Genomic DNA, 17,098 nt, shown 5'->3' with positions numbered 1-17,098 from the left:
ATGCCGGATAAGACCCGACGGGTCGCATCCGGCATTTCTTGCCTGGATCATGCGCTACAAACTGCCCGCCGGGCGGCTGGTTTTACCCGCTGACGTTAACGTTCTCCCCGTTTGTTTACCGCCGAGACTCTCCAGACGCATCTGGAACGGCGGGAACGGCATATCAATACCGTGCTCGCGGAAGCCCGCCAGAATCAATTGGTGGATCTCATGGCGTAATGGCATACGGTGTCCCATTTCCGCAGCATAGATACGCAGTTCGAAAATCTGAATACCCTGCTGGAGATCCACCAGAAAGATTTCAGGCGGCGGGTTATCCAGCACCAAAGAACAGCGCTGCGCCGCCGTCAGTAGAATTTGCGTCACCTCTTCGCTATTGGCATCCGCCGGTGCCGGGATGGTTAACACCACGCGCGTAACGGAGTCAGACAGCGACCAGTTGATAAACTGTTCGGTGATAAAGGCTTTATTCGGCACGATAATCTCTTTACGATCCCAGTCGCTGATGGTGGTGGCGCGGGTATTGATTTTGGTCACGCTGCCGGTGAGATCGCGAATGGTCACCGTATCGCCGATACGAATCGGCTTTTCAAACAAAATAATCAGGCCGGAGATAAAGTTAGCGAAAATTTCTTGCAGGCCAAAACCAAGCCCAACGCCGAGCGCGGCCACCAGCCATTGTAGCTTCGACCACTCAATGCCGATCATTGAGAAACCGACCAGCCCGCCAATCAGCATTAACAGATATTTGGTGATGGTCGTGATGGCGTAACCGGTACCAGGCGTTAAATCGAGATGCTGTAATAACGCCAGTTCCAGCAGCGCGGGCAGATTACGCACCAACTGCGTGGTGATGATAAAGACCAGAATCGCAATGAGCACCGCCCCGAGGGTAATCGGCTCCAGGCTTTCCACGCCTTGCACCGTAGAGGTGACATCCCACAGCGAAATATTCTCCAGGAAGCCGAATGCCGAGTGGATTTCCGACCACAGTACAATTACCGATAGCAGGGCGATAAGCATCAGAATTGAGCGGACCAGACGCAGCGACTGAGCGCTAATAGCGTCAAGATCGATTTCACTTTCATCGATGTCGACCGCGCCTTCCAGGCTGGAGGAGTGCGCCGGTTCTTCTTCGCCGCGCGCGCGCTGCGCCAGCATTTCCGCCCGACGATGTTTGGCGCGGTCAAAAGCCAGTCGGCGTCGTTGGATCAGCATCCAGCGGCGAATGACGTGATAGATGACCAGCAACAGGAACCAGATGGCGACCGAGGTTTCCAGTCTCGCCAGTAGCGCCTGCGCCGTGGCCAGATAACCCACTGCCGCTGCCAGAATCGCGATAAGCGGCGCGCCCATCAACATATTCCACAGCAGGCTGTTGACCATGTTGTCGCCGTTGCCTTCTTTATCAAGATAGAGCGGGATGCCCGCTTTTTTCAGACTCAGCGTGACCAGCGCCAGCGCGCCGCATATCAGGATGAAGCAAAGGCGGCCCAACGAGCCGGAAAACTCCCGATCGTTAAGATTATCAAACATGATCACTGCCATGATGAGCGGCACGATCAGCCCAATGCTCATCAGGTAGTAGCGCATTGCTTTCGCTACCCGGTTTCGCGGCCAGCCGAAATGCGCCACAAACAGACCATTAGGGCGGGCAAACGCGGCGCAAATCATGACTACCCACAACAGCGGTACTGTCGCCGTCACGCCATCGCCGATGGCGACGGCCAGCGGATACGGCCAGGCTTCCTGTAGACCATAGCCGAGCGTCGCCCACAAGACCGGCAGCGGCGAGGCGACCAGAATCGACCAGAACACCGTTCGCAGCGTCAGCGAGAAGTGATCCTGGGTGACTTTCCCGACGCGCGAGGCCGAGCGCTCAAGGAACCGGTTGAAGTGTTGGCGTGAATAGAGGCTAAACCCGACCAGCGCCAGCGCGCCGAATAACGGCAGTAGCGTCTCTTTGCTGGTCAGCATCATGATGCTGGCTTTACCTAACTGATTAAATGTATCTAATGAGATAAGCCGGCGTAAATCCTGAACCAAATCAACAGGCCAGGAGAGCGATAGCGGGCTAACGTCAGCGGTCCAGAACAGATAACGGTGGGTCGCTTCATTAACCTCTTTAAGCGCATCCTCCAGTTGGCTGTTGGAGACTTTCAGTTTGGTCAGCTCCAGGATCAGCGTGTCGCCGCCCTGTAACAAAGAGTTGAGCAGCTCGCGCTGAGTGCGAAGCTGGGCGTCAAGGATCTGGTTTTGCTCGGCGGTCAGCGGCTGTCCATTGGCCTGACGTATTTGCCGTAGCTGCGGCTGCTTATTGAGTAACTCTTCATAGCGCATACGGTGGACGCGTAGCTGCGCCATTTCCGTATCAAGCTGCTGCGGCTTAGGCATCTCTGGCAGACGGGCGACCTGCGCGCGCAGCGCTTCGCCAAGCATGTTGGACACGCCAAGCCATTGCGACTGCTCCCGCAGCGTATTGAGCGCCTGGCGCACCTGTAACGTTTGGCTGGTGGCCTGTCGCTGTTGCGAGGCGACCAGATCCATCCGCTGCGCTTGTTGATTGAGCGCCTGTGACAGCTCGCGGTTGACTTTAAATTGTTCGACGATGCCTTCCGGCAAACCGGCGCTGTTTTCCGCCAGCAGCTCAGTGCTTTCCAGCGCGCGTTCCGCTTCACGTTGGCGCAGGCTATTGAGCTGATTGCGCAGCGCCTGAAGATACGCATCCAATTGCTGACTCTGTTTTTCCGCCAGCTCGGAACGCAGACGAGCCAGTTCCTGCCGGTTGTTGGCGGACAGTTGCGCCAACTCCAGTTCGTCGACTAACGCTTTTAGTTTGGCGGACTCCGCCTGCATATTGAGACTTTGCGCCTGGCTAAGCGCGGCACTTCCGCCTGCGGCGCCGAGTCGTCGCTCAATCTCATTAAGCTGGCGGCGGGCGTCGTTTTGCTGTTGGGGAAGCTGGCTGAGCGAGTCGGCGATCTCCCTGACGCGCTCCTGCTCCTGTTGCGCCTCGCGGGTTTTATCCAGTAGCTGGCTGCTAACCTGCAAGATCTCCTGATTTAACGCTTCGGTGGACATCTCTGGCGGTACGCTGCGAGGTTCATCGCGCAGATTATTCAACTGGGCGCGCAAGGTGGTGGATAGCTTAGGGAAATTATCAATAACGTGTTGATATTGTTTCGCGCGCTCAAGCGAGCCTTTTCGCTCTTCAAGCGCGTTTAACGCAGTCTGGAGCGCCTCAACGGCTTCCGGCTGAGCGGGCTTCGCCGCTTTTGCCTGCTCCAGTTCCTGCGTGATTTGTTTGGCGTCGGGGGCCGTTGCGGCGAAGGCCCCCGTGCTGAGGCACCAGGCCATCAGAAAAGCGATAATCAGGCGCACGTCAGCATTCTCTCTTGATTAGGTGTCGTCTTTTTTATTGTCAACCAGCGGGCTGGCGTCGTGTTCGGCTTTAATTTCTTCTGCCGGCAGCGGAGCAGGTTCTACCTCCGGCGCGACGAATGTTTCGGTCGACGTCGCCAGCGGTTGGCCAATTTTGGTAACGGACAGGCTTGCCAGCGACGCGATCAGATTCACTTTCCCCGGCGCAAATAAGTTGATGACCGTGGAACCCAGTTTAAAGCGCCCCATCTCCTGGCCTTTCAACAAGGCGACAGACCCTTCATGTTCGCCTTCTGGCCAGGTCCAGCGCTTGATGATGCCTTCGCGCGGCGGGGTAATGGTCCCCGCCCAGACGGTTTCGATACTGCCGACAATAGTTGCGCCGACCAGAATCTGCGCCATAGGACCGAACTCGGTATCAAACAGACAGATAACGCGCTCGTTGCGGGCAAACAGGTTGGGGACGTTTTGCGCGGTCAGATGGTTAACGGAGAACAGATCGCCCGGTACGTAGATCATTTCGCGCAGGATGCCGTTGCATGGCATATGCACGCGATGGTAGTCGCGAGGGGAGAGGTAAGTGGTCACAAACGTGCCGTTGCGGAACTTATCCGCCATCAGGTAGTTACCCGCCAGCAACGCTTCAAGGCTGTAATTATGGCCTTTGGCCTGTAAAATTTTATCTTCTTCGATACGACCCAACTGGCTTATCACGCCGTCGGCAGGCATCACCAGGATGTTAGGATCGGTATTGAGCGGACGCACGTCATCACGCAGCGGACGAACAAAGAAATCATTGAACGTACGATAGCTGGCGGTATCCGGTTTTTGCGCCTCAGTCATATCAACTTTGTAATACTTTACGAAGAGATCGATAACCAGTTTTGTCAGCCATCCTGCTCGTTTGCTTGCGCCCCAGCCCGCCAGGCGAGTGAGCCATAGTTTCGGCAGAATGTATTGTAGCGAAAGTTTAAATGAGTTTAACAAGGTAGCCTCCAGGCCATTGTTGTTCCTGAACCGGCAGTTATACCGGTATCCTGAAAAAAGGGGACGATTCTAACGACGCCTAGCGTATCTGTCAGTCGTCCGTATCAGAAAAGTTTTTACGCGTTTTTACCTGCGCCATACTTTCAAGAATTCGGTGATAATTTTCGAAACGGGTTTCCGCAATAGCGCCGTTCTCTACCGCTTCGCGAATGGCGCAGCCTGGATCGGCGTCATGCTTGCAGTCCCGGTATTTGCAATGTCCCAAATAGTCATGAAATTCGACAAAGCCCTGGGTGATTTGTTCCGGCTCCAGATGCCATAAGCCGAACTCGCGCACGCCGGGGGAATCAATGACATCGCCGCCATGCGGGAAATGATACAGACGAGCAGCGGTAGTGGTATGTTGACCCAGACCGGAGACATTCGACACATCGTTCGTCAGAATCTCGTTCTGTAAGCCGAGTAGAGCGTTTAGCAGACTGGATTTTCCGACGCCGGACTGCCCGGCAAAAATACTGATGCGACCGGTTAACGCCTCTTCCAGCGGTTTCAGACCATCCTGCGTATGGCTGGAGACCATCAGCACGCGATAGCCGATATTGCGGTAGATATCCATCTGCTCATTAACGAAGTCCATACCTTCGTCGTCCAGCAGATCAATTTTATTGAGTACGATAAGCGGCTCAACCTGTAGGGTTTCACAGCCGACCAGATAGCGATCGATGATATTCAGCGACAGCTCCGGCAAAATCGCGGAGACGATAACGATTTGGTCAATGTTGGCGGCAATAGGCTTCACGCCGTCGTAGAAGTCCGGGCGCGTCAATACCGAGGTGCGCTCATGCACCGCTTCAACGATGCCTTTTACGTTGACGCCCTCTGCGGCGGCTTTGCCTGGACGCCAGACGACGCGATCGCCCGTCACCAGCGAACGGATAGTGCGGCGGATATTGCAACGGTGAACCTCGCCGTCAGCAGACTCCACATCGGCATGCATACCAAAACGGCTAATGACGATACCTTCTGCAGGCTCGCCAAACAGGTTGTCATCGTAGTCGGCTTTCTCCGCGGACGTTTTTAAACGACGCTGGTGATTGGCGTTCACACGGCGCTGCTGGCCTTTGGAGAGTTTATTTTTGCTCAATCGTACTGGCTCCTGGTCGCCCATAGTGGGCAAAACATCTATGATACACGCAATTGTAGATGAATATAGTCACAGTGAATGTGACCTCTGAAGGGTGGAAAATAGCATGAGTGCCGATGAAAACAACCTGATTTGGATCGATCTGGAGATGACAGGTCTGGACCCCGAGCGCGATCGCATTATTGAGATAGCCACGCTGGTGACGGATGCCAGCCTGAACATTCTGGCAGAAGGGCCGACGATTGCGGTACATCAATCCGATGCGCAACTGGCGTTAATGGATGACTGGAACGTGCGCACCCATACCGGCAGCGGCCTGGTAGATCGCGTTAAGGCAAGTACGATGGGCGAACGAGACGCTGAACTGGCGACGATTGAATTTCTGAAAACGTGGGTGCCTGCGGGTAAGTCGCCGATTTGCGGTAACAGCATCGGTCAGGATCGTCGTTTTCTGTTTAAATATATGCCGGAACTGGAGGCCTACTTCCACTATCGCTATCTGGATGTCAGTACGCTCAAGGAACTGGCGCGCCGCTGGAAGCCGGAGATTCTGGCCGGCTTTACCAAGCAGGGCACGCACCAGGCGATGGATGATATTCGCGAGTCGGTGGCGGAGCTGGCTTACTACCGCGAGCATTTCATTAAGCTGTGAGGCGTAACATGCCGGATGGCAACGCCAGAGCGTCTCATCCGGCAGCTCTCCCGCCACTGAATTACTGCGTAAACCATTTCTCCTGCATTTGCGCATATTCCGGCGACGCTTTCACCTTATCGAGCGCGGCATTAATTTCTTGCAATAGCGCGTCGTTGCCTTTGCGTACCGCAATGCCTAACCCTTTTCCGTAGTAGTCAGGATCGCTGGCGCGTTCATCCATGATGGCGTAATCCGGATTGTTTTTTAGCCACTTTCCAATCGCGGCGACATCGCCAAACACGCCCTCAAGACGGTTATTTTTCAGATCGGTAAAGGCGTTTAGATAGCTGTCATAGGCGACAGGCGTGATAGCTTGTTGTTTATCCTGCAAATAGCGCTGATGCGTTGTACCGTTTTCCAGACCGACTTTTTTGCCTTTCAGATCGGCAAAAGTGTGATAAGCCCCTTTACGCGTGACGACTACCGCCGATAAACCTTCGTAATAGGGTTGGCTAAAGGAGACCTGCTGCTCACGTTTGGGCGTCATATCCATACCGGCGATCACCGCATCAAACTTTTTGAAGCGTAGGCCGGGGATCAGACTATCAAAGCTCTGGTTAGTGAATGAGCACTCCGCTTGCATCTCTTTGCAGACCGCGTTGGCGACATCAATATCGAAACCAACAATTTTATTATCGGCATCGACAAACTCATAGGGCGCATAGGTGGCGGAGGTGCCAAAATGTAATGTTCTGGCGGAAACGGAAGCGGCGTGAACGGAGAGGCTGGCTAACAGCATGACAATAAGTTTTTTTTTCATCTTGATCCCTGATATCAATTGGATGTTGTGGTCACCGTGCTATTCTTTTTTTGGCGCAGGGTGCTATTCTGATTCTGTGCCTTTAGGCGTGGCGTGAAAAGTTTTTTGTTGCATAGCGCGCGCTTTGCTCGTTTTTTGTCTTGTTTGGTGATTTAATCAGCATTCAAACAAAAATCGCGAAAAAATGCGTTCAGGGGCTTGCAGCTAAATGGATTTCTCGTATAATGCGCCTCCCGTAACGACGCAGAAATGCGAATTACGACAGCAACAAATTTGCGGGAATAGCTCAGTTGGTAGAGCACGACCTTGCCAAGGTCGGGGTCGCGAGTTCGAGTCTCGTTTCCCGCTCCAAAATTTGAAAGTACTTGTTAAGTACAAGCGCACCCAAGCGGGAATAGCTCAGTTGGTAGAGCACGACCTTGCCAAGGTCGGGGTCGCGAGTTCGAGTCTCGTTTCCCGCTCCAAATTTGAAAGTACTTGTTAAGTACAGACCACCAATCGCAGGATTTCGAATTGCGACAAGGCGGCAACTGAATGAGTCCTCAGGAGCTTACTGAAGTAAGTGACTCAGGCGAGTGAAGGCAGCCAACGCAGTAGCGGTTCGAAAGACGAAGATTATGCGGGAATAGCTCAGTTGGTAGAGCACGACCTTGCCAAGGTCGGGGTCGCGAGTTCGAGTCTCGTTTCCCGCTCCAATTCTTATCTACAGTGAAATTATCCACAACGAATATCGCGTTGGGGCACGTTTTGTTCCGCTTTCGTCAGATCCTTGTAAACAGACTTATCCACAGGACGGCCCATTACTCCTGGAATGCAAAAAATCATACCTGACGCGTAGAATTTCTATAATTTACTGAAAAGTATAGAAAAAATAAGATTTCAAAACGTTAGCGTTATTGTCTGTTCCTTTTTTCCCTCTTGAATCGCAATGTGTTTTTATTTTTATACACAGCCTGTGAATAATTCAGGCATCGCGCACCAGCCCTTTTTCAATCACCCTGACCAGACGCTGTTTTTTCGGTAGTTGCACTTCAATGATGCAGGCGTTGCGCTTTTCAATTTGTTGCGCAATCGCCCATTCGATATGCTCATCAAGAAGTGGATGCTCACCCTTGCGGCTTTCCAGCGCCGTAATGACGGCATTACTCCACGGCGCATTCCCCAGCGCGACGGCAACATTGCGCAGCCAGCGTAAATGGCCAATGCGCCGAATCGCAGAACCTTCAGTGACTTTCAGAAACTGCGCTTCGCTCCAGCTAAACAACTCAAGCAAATCTGGGTTATGCAGCGCCTTGCGTGGGCTAAAATCTGCTTCGTCGGTCAACTGAGAGTAACGATTCCACGGACAGATAAGCTGGCAGTCATCGCAGCCGTAAATACGGTTGCCTATCAGTGGGCGAAATGCTTCCGGAATAGCGCCTTCCAGCTCAATGGTGAGATAAGAAATACAGCGCCGCGCGTCCACCGTATACGGTTCGACAATCGCCCCGGTCGGGCAAATGGTCATACAGGCGACGCATTTGCCGCAACCTTCCTCGACCGGCTGGTCGACCGGCAGCGGTAAATCAATCAACAATTCCCCCAGGAAAAAGAATGAGCCTGCCTCCCGATTAAGGATAAGTGAGTGCTTACCCGTCCAGCCAAGTCCGGCTTTTTCCGCTAATGGGCGTTCAAGAATAGGCGCAGAGTCGACAAACGGTCTAAAATTCAGCGAACCGCAGTACTGCTGGATCTGCTCGCCCAGTTTTTTAAGGCGGCTGCGTAATAGCTTGTGATAATCACGCCCCAGCGCATATCGGCTAACGTAGCCCAGCGTGGGATCCTTCAACGTACTGGCAAACGCGGCGTTGGCGGGCAGATAGTTCATGCGCACGCTGATGACACGTAGCGTACCGGGTAAGAGTTCATGAGGCCGGGCGCGCATCATACCGTGGCGCGCCATCCATGCCATCTCGCCGTGGTATTGTTTGTCCAGCCACGCCTGCAGCGCAGGTTCGGATGCGCGCAGATCGGTATCAGTAATACCGACCTGCTGAAAGCCCAGCTCCAGCCCCCACTGCTTAATATTTTGCGCTAACTGATTGAGATCGAGGGGCTTTGACATGATGGACCATAACATGAAGAAAAACCCTGTAAGTATACCACACTCCATTTGGCCCGCCGATGACATCAAACGGCTGGAACGCGATGCGGCGGATGCCTTCGGACTCACACTCTATGAATTGATGCTGCGCGCTGGCGACGCGGCATTTCGGGTAGCCCGTGACAGTTATCCTGACACCCGACACTGGCTGGTGTTGTGTGGTCATGGCAACAACGGCGGCGATGGTTACGTCGTGGCGCGACTAGCGCAAGCGGCGGGCATTAGCGTAACGTTGCTGGCGCAGGAGAGCGACAAACCGTTGCCTGAAGAAGCGGCGCAGGCGCGCGATGCCTGGCTGAATGCCGGCGGCATTATCCATGCTGCCGATATTATCTGGCCGGAAGCGACGGATCTAATTATCGACGCGCTGCTTGGCACCGGCATAGCCCAGGCGCCGCGCGACCCGGTAGCCGGTCTGATTGAACAGGCGAACGCTCATCCTGCGCCGGTTGTCGCCGTCGATATCCCGTCAGGTCTGCTGGCGCAAACGGGCGCCACGCCTGGCGCGGTGATAAGCGCCGCGCATACGGTCACGTTTATCGCCCTGAAACCAGGCCTGCTGACCGGCAAAGCGCGTGACGTTACCGGCATATTGCATTATGACGCGTTGGGGCTGGAAGGCTGGCTGGCGAGCCAGACGCCGCCGCTCCGGCGTTTTGACGCGACGCAGTTGGGGCAATGGTTAACGCCGCGTCGACCGACCTCGCATAAGGGCGATCATGGTCGTCTGGCGATTATCGGCGGCGACCAGGGAACAGCGGGCGCAATTCGGATGGCTGGCGAGGCGGCGCTGCGTACGGGAGCTGGCTTGGTCAGAGTACTGACCCGCGGTGAAAACATCGCGCCGTTGCTGACGGCCCGCCCGGAACTGATGGTACATGAACTCACGCCTCAGTCGCTGGAAGAGAGCCTGACCTGGGCTGACGTTGTGGTGATCGGTCCGGGGCTTGGGCAGCAGGAATGGGGCAAAAAAGCCTTACAGAAAGTAGAAAACGTCCGTAAACCTATGCTGTGGGATGCGGATGCGTTGAACCTACTGGCAATCAATCCTGATAAACGTCACAATCGCGTGATTACGCCGCATCCGGGAGAGGCGGCCCGCCTGTTAGGATGTTCTGTGGCAGAAATTGAAAGTGATCGCTTACTTTCAGCACAGCGTCTGGTAAAACGGTACGGAGGCGTGGTCGTGTTAAAAGGCGCAGGAACGATTATCGCCGCTGAACACCACCCTCTGGCTATCATTGACGCTGGTAATGCGGGGATGGCGAGCGGCGGAATGGGCGATGTCCTGTCCGGCATCATCGGCGCATTGCTCGGACAGAAGTTTACCCCGTATGATGCGGCATGTGTGGGATGTGTGGCTCACGGCGCGGCGGCGGACTTACTGGCAGCGCGTTATGGCGCTCGCGGCATGTTGGCGACCGATCTTTTTACTACGCTGCGGCGTATTGTTAACCCTGATGTGATTGACGTAAACCATGATGAATCGAGTAATTCCGCTACCTGACGAACAGGCGACGCTAGACCTGGGGCAACGGGTAGCCAACGCCTGCGATGGCGCGACCGTTATTTATCTGTATGGCGATTTAGGTGCCGGTAAGACGACGTTTAGCCGGGGATTTTTACAGGCGTTAGGCCATAACGGTAATGTAAAAAGCCCCACCTATACGCTGGTAGAGCCTTATGCGCTTGATAACATGATGGTATATCACTTCGACTTATACCGTCTTGCGGACCCGGAGGAGCTGGAGTTTATGGGCATTCGCGATTATTTCGCCAACGACGCCATTTGTCTGGTGGAGTGGCCGCAACAAGGTAAAGGCGTTCTCCCCGACCCGGACGTCGAAATCCATATTGATTACCAGGCGCAGGGGCGTGAGGCTCGCGTAAGCGCGGTATCCTCATCGGGTCATTCGTTACTGGCGCGTTTAGCCGATTAGCTATAAAGGTGGCGGGATGATTTATCGCATCAAAAATGCCGTAATAGCAGCCTTAATCCTGCTGTGCGCGCAGGCGGGCGCCGCCAGTCTCTCTGATATTCAGGTGTCCAACGGCGAGCAGCAGGCGCGCATTACGCTGAGTTTTATCGGCGAGCCGGAATATGCTTACTCACAGGACGGTAAACGTACCGTGGCGCTGGATATCAGGCAGACCGGCGTGATTCAGGGGCTGCCGCTTCAGTTTAGCGGTAACAATCTGGTGAAAACGATCCGTGCCGGAACGCCGAAAGATGCGCAATCTTTACGGTTGCTTGTCGATCTGACGGAAAATGGTAAAACCGAGGCTGTGAAGCGGCAAAACGGCGGCAACTATACGGTCATTTTCACCATTAATGCCGATGTTCCGCCGCCGCCGCCACCGCCTGTCGTCGCGAAACGGGTTGAAAGCGCGCCCCGCCCGACGGAGCCGGCCCGTAATCCGTTTAAATCTTCTGATGATCGCCTGACCGGCGTAACCAGCAGCAATACCGTTACGCGGCCTGCGGCGCGCGCGTCGGCAGGCGCTGGCGATAAAGTGGTGATTGCTATTGATGCCGGACATGGAGGCCAGGACCCCGGTGCGATAGGCCCGGGCGGTACGCGCGAGAAAAATGTCACCATCGCCATCGCGCGTAAGTTACGCACATTGCTGAATAACGATCCGATGTTTAAAGGCGTGCTGACGCGTGACGGCGACTATTTTATTTCGGTGATGGGGCGGTCTGACGTGGCGCGTAAGCAAAACGCTAACTTCCTTGTCTCTATTCATGCGGATGCCGCGCCAAATCGCGACGCCACCGGCGCCTCCGTCTGGGTATTGTCCAATCGTCGCGCGAACAGCGAAATGGCAAACTGGCTTGAGCAGCATGAGAAGCAATCCGAACTGTTAGGCGGCGCTGGCGATGTGCTGGCGAACAGTCAGTCAGACCCTTACCTGAGCCAGGCGGTACTGGATTTGCAATTCGGTCATTCGCAGCGGGTAGGGTATGATGTGGCGACGAACGTACTAAGCCAACTCGACGGCGTGGGGTCGCTGCATAAACGCCGCCCGGAACACGCTAGCCTGGGCGTGTTGCGTTCGCCGGATATCCCGTCCATTTTGGTGGAGACGGGCTTTATCAGTAATCACGGCGAAGAGCGATTGTTGGCGAGCGACCGCTATCAGCAGCAGATTGCTGACGCTATATACCGGGGGTTGCGTAAGTACTTTGCAGCGCATCCGATCCAGTCTGCGCCGCAGCGCGGCCCAGGCCAGACGGCCAGTACCAACCAGCCTGGCGCCATAACCGCCGCGAATTAAGGAGATTTCATGCCGATTCAGGTTCTGCCGCCGCAGCTTGCGAACCAAATCGCCGCTGGCGAAGTGGTGGAACGCCCTGCGTCGGTTGTTAAAGAGCTGGTAGAGAATAGTCTGGATGCAGGCGCCACCCGCGTTGATATCGACATCGAGCGTGGCGGCGCGAAGCTTATTCGTATTCGCGACAATGGCTGCGGCATTAAAAAAGAGGAGCTGGCGCTGGCGCTGGCCCGTCATGCCACCAGTAAGATCGCCTCGCTTGACGATCTGGAAGCGATTATCAGTCTGGGATTTCGCGGCGAAGCGCTGGCCAGTATCAGTTCGGTCTCGCGTTTGACGCTAACGTCGCGCACGGCGGAGCAGGCGGAAGCCTGGCAGGCGTATGCGGAAGGGCGTGACATGGACGTAACGGTAAAACCCGCCGCGCACCCGGTCGGCACCACCCTGGAAGTTCTGGATCTCTTTTATAATACGCCCGCCCGGCGCAAATTCATGCGTACCGAAAAAACGGAATTTAATCACATCGATGAGATCATCCGTCGTATTGCATTGGCCCGTTTTGACGTCACTTTTAACCTGTCGCACAACGGCAAATTGGTACGGCAGTATCGCGCTGTCGCAAAGGACGGGCAAAAAGAGCGCCGGTTAGGCGCCATCTGCGGCACGCCGTTTCTCGAACAGGCACTGGCGATCGAGTGGCAGCATGGCGATCTGACCCTGCGCGGCTGGGTCGCCGATCCGAATCACACCACCACGGCGTTAACGGAGATCCAGTACTGTTATGTGAATGGCCGCATGATGCGCGACCGCTTGATCAACCATGCCATTCGCCAGGCCTGTGAAGATAAACTGGGCGCGGACCAACAGCCTGCGTTTGTGCTGTATCTGGAGATTGACCCGCATCAGGTGGATGTCAATGTTCATCCCGCCAAGCACGAAGTGCGTTTTCATCAATCCCGGCTGGTGCACGACTTCATCTATCAAGGGGTGCTGAGCGTTCTGCAACAGCAGACGGAAACGACGCTGCCGCTGGAGGAGATTGCGCCAGCGCCGCGGCATGTCCCGGAAAACCGTATCGCCGCGGGGCGCAACCATTTTGCTGTACCCGCCGAGCCAACTGCGGCGCGCGAGCCCGCGACACCGCGTTATTCCGGCGGCGCATCGGGCGGCAACGGCGGGCGTCAGTCCGCAGGTGGTTGGCCGCACGCGCAGCCAGGTTATCAGAAGCAGCAGGGCGAGGTTTATCGCGCGCTTTTACAGACGCCGACGACGAGCCCCGCGCCGGAGCCGGTTGCGCCTGCGCTTGACGGACATAGCCAGAGTTTTGGTCGCGTACTGACGATAGTCGGCGGTGACTGCGCGTTGCTGGAACACGCGGGGACTATCCAGCTCTTGTCGCTGCCGGTTGCGGAGCGTTGGCTGCGTCAGGCGCAGCTTACACCGGGTCAAAGTCCGGTTTGCGCGCAGCCGTTGCTGATTCCGCTGCGTTTAAAAGTGAGCGCCGATGAAAAAGCCGCGCTGCAAAAAGCCCAATCTTTGTTGGGAGAATTGGGTATTGAATTTCAGTCGGATGCGCAGCATGTGACCATTCGGGCGGTGCCTTTACCCTTACGACAACAAAATTTACAAATCTTGATTCCTGAACTGATAGGCTACCTGGCGCAACAGACCACATTTGCAACGGTCAATATTGCACAATGGATAGCGCGTAATGTGCAGAGTGAACATCCGCAGTGGTCGATGGCGCAGGCCATATCGCTGCTGGCGGATGTTGAGCGGCTATGTCCGCAGCTGGTAAAAGCGCCGCCGGGTGGCCTGTTACAACCTGTTGATTTACATTCGGCGATGAACGCCCTGAAGCATGAATGATGTAAGCAAGGCGAGCCTGCCTAAGGCGATATTTTTGATGGGGCCGACGGCCTCCGGCAAAACGGCGCTGGCGATAGAACTGCGTAAAGTTTTGCCAGTAGAGTTGATAAGCGTTGATTCCGCCCTCATTTATCGGGGAATGGATATTGGCACGGCTAAGCCGAATGCCGATGAGCTGAAAGCGGCGCCGCATCGACTGCTGGATATACGCGACCCGTCGCAGGCGTATTCGGCGGCGGATTTTCGCCGCGACGCGTTAGCGCAAATGGCGGAGATCACCGCTGCGGGGCGTATCCCGCTGTTAGTGGGCGGTACCATGCTGTATTTTAAGGCATTGCTGGAAGGGTTATCGCCGCTGCCTTCAGCAGATCCGGAAGTCAGATCCCGGATTGAGCAGCAAGCAGCGGAGCTTGGATGGGAGGCGTTGCATCAGCAACTTCAGGAGATAGATCCGGTTGCCGCCGCGCGAATTCATCCAAATGATCCGCAAAGACTTTCCCGGGCACTGGAAGTTTTTTTCATTTCGGGTAAAACTTTAACGGAGCTAACGCAAACGTCAGGAGACGCGCTACCGTACCAGGTGCATCAGTTCGCTATCGCCCCGGCGAGCCGTGAACTGCTCCATCAGCGCATTGAACTGCGTTTTCATCAGATGTTGGCTTCAGGTTTTGAAGCAGAAGTCCGGGCGCTTTTTGCCCGAGGAGATTTGCATACGGACTTGCCTTCCATCCGTTGTGTGGGATACCGCCAGATGTGGTCATACATTGAGGGCGAAATCTCATATGATGAAATGGTTTATAGAGGTGTTTGCGCCACGAGACAGTTGGCGAAGCGCCAGATGACCTGGTTGCGCGGTTGGGAAGGGGTGCGCTGGCTTGACAGTGAGAATCCCGATCGGGCGCGAAAAGAAGTATTACAGGTTGTTGGTGCTATCGCAGACTGAATGTGTACAATTGAGACGTATCGTGCGCAATTTTTCAGAATCGAAAGGTTCAAAGTACAAATAAGCATATAAGGAAAAGAGAATGGCTAAGGGGCAATCTTTACAAGATCCGTTCCTGAACGCATTGCGTCGGGAACGTGTTCCAGTTTCTATTTATTTGGTGAATGGTATTAAGCTGCAAGGTCAAATCGAGTCCTTTGATCAGTTCGTGATCCTGTTGAAGAACACGGTCAGCCAGATGGTTTATAAGCACGCGATTTCTACTGTTGTCCCGTCTCGCCCGGTTTCCCATCACAGCAACAATGCCGGTGGCGGCGCCAGCAATAACTACCATCACGGTAGCAACGCGCAGGGTTCTACTGCGCAACAGGACAGCGAAGAGACTGAATAAGTTCACGCGCTGTTTATCCATGTCGGGGGCGTCGGATAATCGCCCCCGCTGGTTATTAAGAGGGTTTACGCTTGTTTGACCGTTATGATGCCGGTGAGCAGGCGGTACTGGTACACATCTATTTTTCGCAAGACAAAGATATGGAAGACCTCCAGGAGTTTGAATCTCTGGTCTCTTCCGCCGGTGTCGAAGCAATGCAGGTGATTACCGGTAGCCGTAAAGCACCGCACCCGAAGTACTTTGTAGGTGAAGGTAAGGCAGTTGAAATTGCGGAAGCCGTGAAAGCGACTGGCGCAGCGGTCGTATTGTTTGATCATGCATTGAGTCCAGCCCAGGAGCGAAACCTGGAACGTTTGTGCGAGTGCCGGGTTATCGATCGCACCGGTCTTATCTTAGATATTTTTGCCCAGCGTGCGCGTACCCATGAAGGTAAGTTGCAGGTTGAGCTGGCGCAGCTACGCCATCTGGCTACGCGTCTGGTGCGTGGCTGGACCCACCTTGAACGTCAGAAAGGCGGGATTGGTTTGCGCGGTCCGGGTGAAACCCAGCTCGAAACCGACCGTCGTTTACTGCGTAATCGCATTGTGCAGATTCAGTCGCGCCTGGAGAAAGTTGAGAAGCAACGTGAGCAGGGGCGGCAGTCGCGCATCAAGGCCGACGTTCCGACGGTATCGCTGGTGGGCTATACCAACGCCGGAAAATCCACCCTTTTTAATCAGATCACTGAAGCGCGGGTCTATGCGGCAGATCAGCTATTTGCGACGCTGGACCCCACGTTACGTCGTATTGATGTAGCGGATGTCGGTGAAACCGTTCTGGCGGATACGGTAGGCTTTATCCGCCATTTACCGCACGATCTGGTGGCTGCCTTTAAAGCTACCCTGCAGGAGACGCGTCAGGCGACGCTGCTGCTGCATGTGGTCGATGCGGCGGATGTTCGTGTGCAGGAAAACATCGAGGCGGTAAACACCGTTCTTGAAGAGATTGACGCTCACGAAATCCCCACCTTAATGGTGATGAACAAAATCGATATGCTGGACGACTTTGAACCGCGTATCGACAGAGATGAAGAGAATAAACCCATCCGCGTTTGGCTTTCAGCGCAAAGCGGCGTGGGAATACCACAGCTTTTTCAGGCTTTGACGGAGCGTCTTTCCGGCGAGGTGGCGCAGCATACGCTGCGTTTGCCGCCGCAGGAAGGGCGTCTGAGAAGCCGGTTTTATCAGCTTCAGGCAATAGAAAAAGAGTGGATGGAGGAAGACGGTAGCGTCAGTCTGCAGGTACGAATGCCGATTGTCGACTGGCGTCGCCTCTGTAAACAAGAACCGGCGTTGATCGAATACGTGATCTAGACGCGAAGTCATTCAGGTCGTATTGAGGCGGTAGCTGAGAGAATCTCAGGAGCTCACAACGAAGTGACCTGGGGTAAAAAAGCCGCCACTCAAGACGCAGCCTGAAAGATGATGTCTGTAACGGCGGTTCGTCTGAAGCATGGAGTAATTTCGCCTTA

Annotated in this window: 13 protein-coding genes and 3 tRNA genes; 11 read left to right on the top strand and 5 right to left on the bottom strand. The window is 54.9% G+C overall.

Annotation, left to right across the window (positions count from 1 at the left end; translation table 11 throughout):
• Positions 1-54: 54 nt before the first annotated feature.
• The 3 genes from mscM to rsgA form a co-directional block, all read right to left on the bottom strand.
• Positions 55-3,381 carry a miniconductance mechanosensitive channel MscM gene (gene mscM / locus OLG56_RS19685; protein WP_061377167.1) on the bottom strand — a complete coding sequence of 1,109 codons (3,327 nt, stop codon included), beginning with the start codon at positions 3,379-3,381 and terminating at the stop codon, positions 55-57.
• A gap of 18 nt (positions 3,382-3,399) precedes the next feature.
• On the bottom strand, positions 3,400-4,368 hold the full coding sequence (gene asd, locus OLG56_RS19680; protein WP_000934949.1) for an archaetidylserine decarboxylase: 969 nt from the start codon (positions 4,366-4,368) through the stop codon (positions 3,400-3,402).
• 91 nt (positions 4,369-4,459) lie between these two features.
• Positions 4,460-5,512 carry a small ribosomal subunit biogenesis GTPase RsgA gene (rsgA, locus tag OLG56_RS19675; RefSeq protein WP_000041945.1) on the bottom strand — a complete coding sequence of 351 codons (1,053 nt, stop codon included), beginning with the start codon at positions 5,510-5,512 and terminating at the stop codon, positions 4,460-4,462.
• 106 nt (positions 5,513-5,618) lie between these two features.
• Between rsgA and orn the strand changes: the two genes are divergently transcribed.
• Positions 5,619-6,164 carry an oligoribonuclease gene (gene orn / locus OLG56_RS19670; protein ID WP_001271546.1) on the top strand — a complete coding sequence of 182 codons (546 nt, stop codon included), beginning with the start codon at positions 5,619-5,621 and terminating at the stop codon, positions 6,162-6,164.
• Positions 6,165-6,225: 61 nt separating this feature from the next.
• Here the strand turns inward: orn and OLG56_RS19665 are convergent, their stop codons facing one another.
• Positions 6,226-6,966: an arginine ABC transporter substrate-binding protein gene (locus OLG56_RS19665; RefSeq protein WP_000727892.1), complete on the bottom strand. Its 741-nt coding sequence runs from the start codon at positions 6,964-6,966 to the stop codon at positions 6,226-6,228.
• A 275-nt stretch (positions 6,967-7,241) separates the two neighbouring features.
• On the opposite strand from OLG56_RS19665, the gene OLG56_RS19660 reads away from it, so the two are divergent.
• From OLG56_RS19660 to OLG56_RS19650, 3 genes are all read left to right on the top strand, one after another.
• Positions 7,242-7,317 (top strand) — tRNA-Gly (locus OLG56_RS19660).
• 37 nt (positions 7,318-7,354) lie between these two features.
• A tRNA-Gly gene (locus tag OLG56_RS19655) sits at positions 7,355-7,430 on the top strand.
• 155 nt (positions 7,431-7,585) lie between these two features.
• Positions 7,586-7,661 (top strand) — tRNA-Gly (locus tag OLG56_RS19650).
• 269 nt (positions 7,662-7,930) lie between these two features.
• On the opposite strand, the gene queG is transcribed toward OLG56_RS19650, so the two are convergent.
• The gene (queG, locus tag OLG56_RS19645; protein ID WP_001670426.1) at positions 7,931-9,070 is read right to left on the bottom strand and encodes a tRNA epoxyqueuosine(34) reductase QueG; all 1,140 of its coding nucleotides are present in this window, start codon (positions 9,068-9,070) and stop codon (positions 7,931-7,933) included.
• On the opposite strand from queG, the gene nnr reads away from it, so the two are divergent.
• The 7 genes from nnr (at position 9,069) to hflX (ending at position 16,940) form a co-directional block, all read left to right on the top strand.
• Entirely contained in the window at positions 9,069-10,616 is a 1,548-nt protein-coding gene (gene nnr / locus OLG56_RS19640; protein WP_000968675.1) for a bifunctional ADP-dependent NAD(P)H-hydrate dehydratase/NAD(P)H-hydrate epimerase, read from the top strand. The genes queG and nnr overlap by 2 nt on opposite strands.
• Positions 10,588-11,049 carry a tRNA (adenosine(37)-N6)-threonylcarbamoyltransferase complex ATPase subunit type 1 TsaE gene (gene tsaE, locus OLG56_RS19635; protein WP_000981984.1) on the top strand — a complete coding sequence of 154 codons (462 nt, stop codon included), beginning with the start codon at positions 10,588-10,590 and terminating at the stop codon, positions 11,047-11,049. The genes nnr and tsaE overlap by 29 nt, the downstream gene beginning before the upstream one ends.
• 16 nt (positions 11,050-11,065) lie before the next feature.
• The gene (gene amiB, locus OLG56_RS19630) at positions 11,066-12,388 is read left to right on the top strand and encodes an N-acetylmuramoyl-L-alanine amidase AmiB (RefSeq protein WP_061377166.1); all 1,323 of its coding nucleotides are present in this window, start codon (positions 11,066-11,068) and stop codon (positions 12,386-12,388) included.
• A 9-nt stretch (positions 12,389-12,397) separates the two neighbouring features.
• The gene (mutL, locus tag OLG56_RS19625) at positions 12,398-14,254 is read left to right on the top strand and encodes a DNA mismatch repair endonuclease MutL (protein WP_039517270.1); all 1,857 of its coding nucleotides are present in this window, start codon (positions 12,398-12,400) and stop codon (positions 14,252-14,254) included.
• Entirely contained in the window at positions 14,247-15,197 is a 951-nt protein-coding gene (gene miaA, locus OLG56_RS19620) for a tRNA (adenosine(37)-N6)-dimethylallyltransferase MiaA (RefSeq protein WP_001000734.1), read from the top strand. The genes mutL and miaA overlap by 8 nt, the downstream gene beginning before the upstream one ends.
• 82 nt (positions 15,198-15,279) lie before the next feature.
• On the top strand, positions 15,280-15,588 hold the full coding sequence (gene hfq / locus OLG56_RS19615) for an RNA chaperone Hfq (RefSeq protein WP_001051875.1): 309 nt from the start codon (positions 15,280-15,282) through the stop codon (positions 15,586-15,588).
• Between the two features lie 71 nt (positions 15,589-15,659).
• The gene (gene hflX, locus OLG56_RS19610; RefSeq protein WP_000460338.1) at positions 15,660-16,940 is read left to right on the top strand and encodes a ribosome rescue GTPase HflX; all 1,281 of its coding nucleotides are present in this window, start codon (positions 15,660-15,662) and stop codon (positions 16,938-16,940) included.
• Positions 16,941-17,098: the final 158 nt, after the last annotated feature.

The sequence above is a fragment of the Salmonella sp. 2018103 genome (genome assembly GCF_026247685.1).
Taxonomy (GTDB): domain Bacteria; phylum Pseudomonadota; class Gammaproteobacteria; order Enterobacterales; family Enterobacteriaceae; genus Salmonella; species Salmonella enterica.
This window is presented reverse-complemented; position numbering and strand designations above follow the sequence as displayed.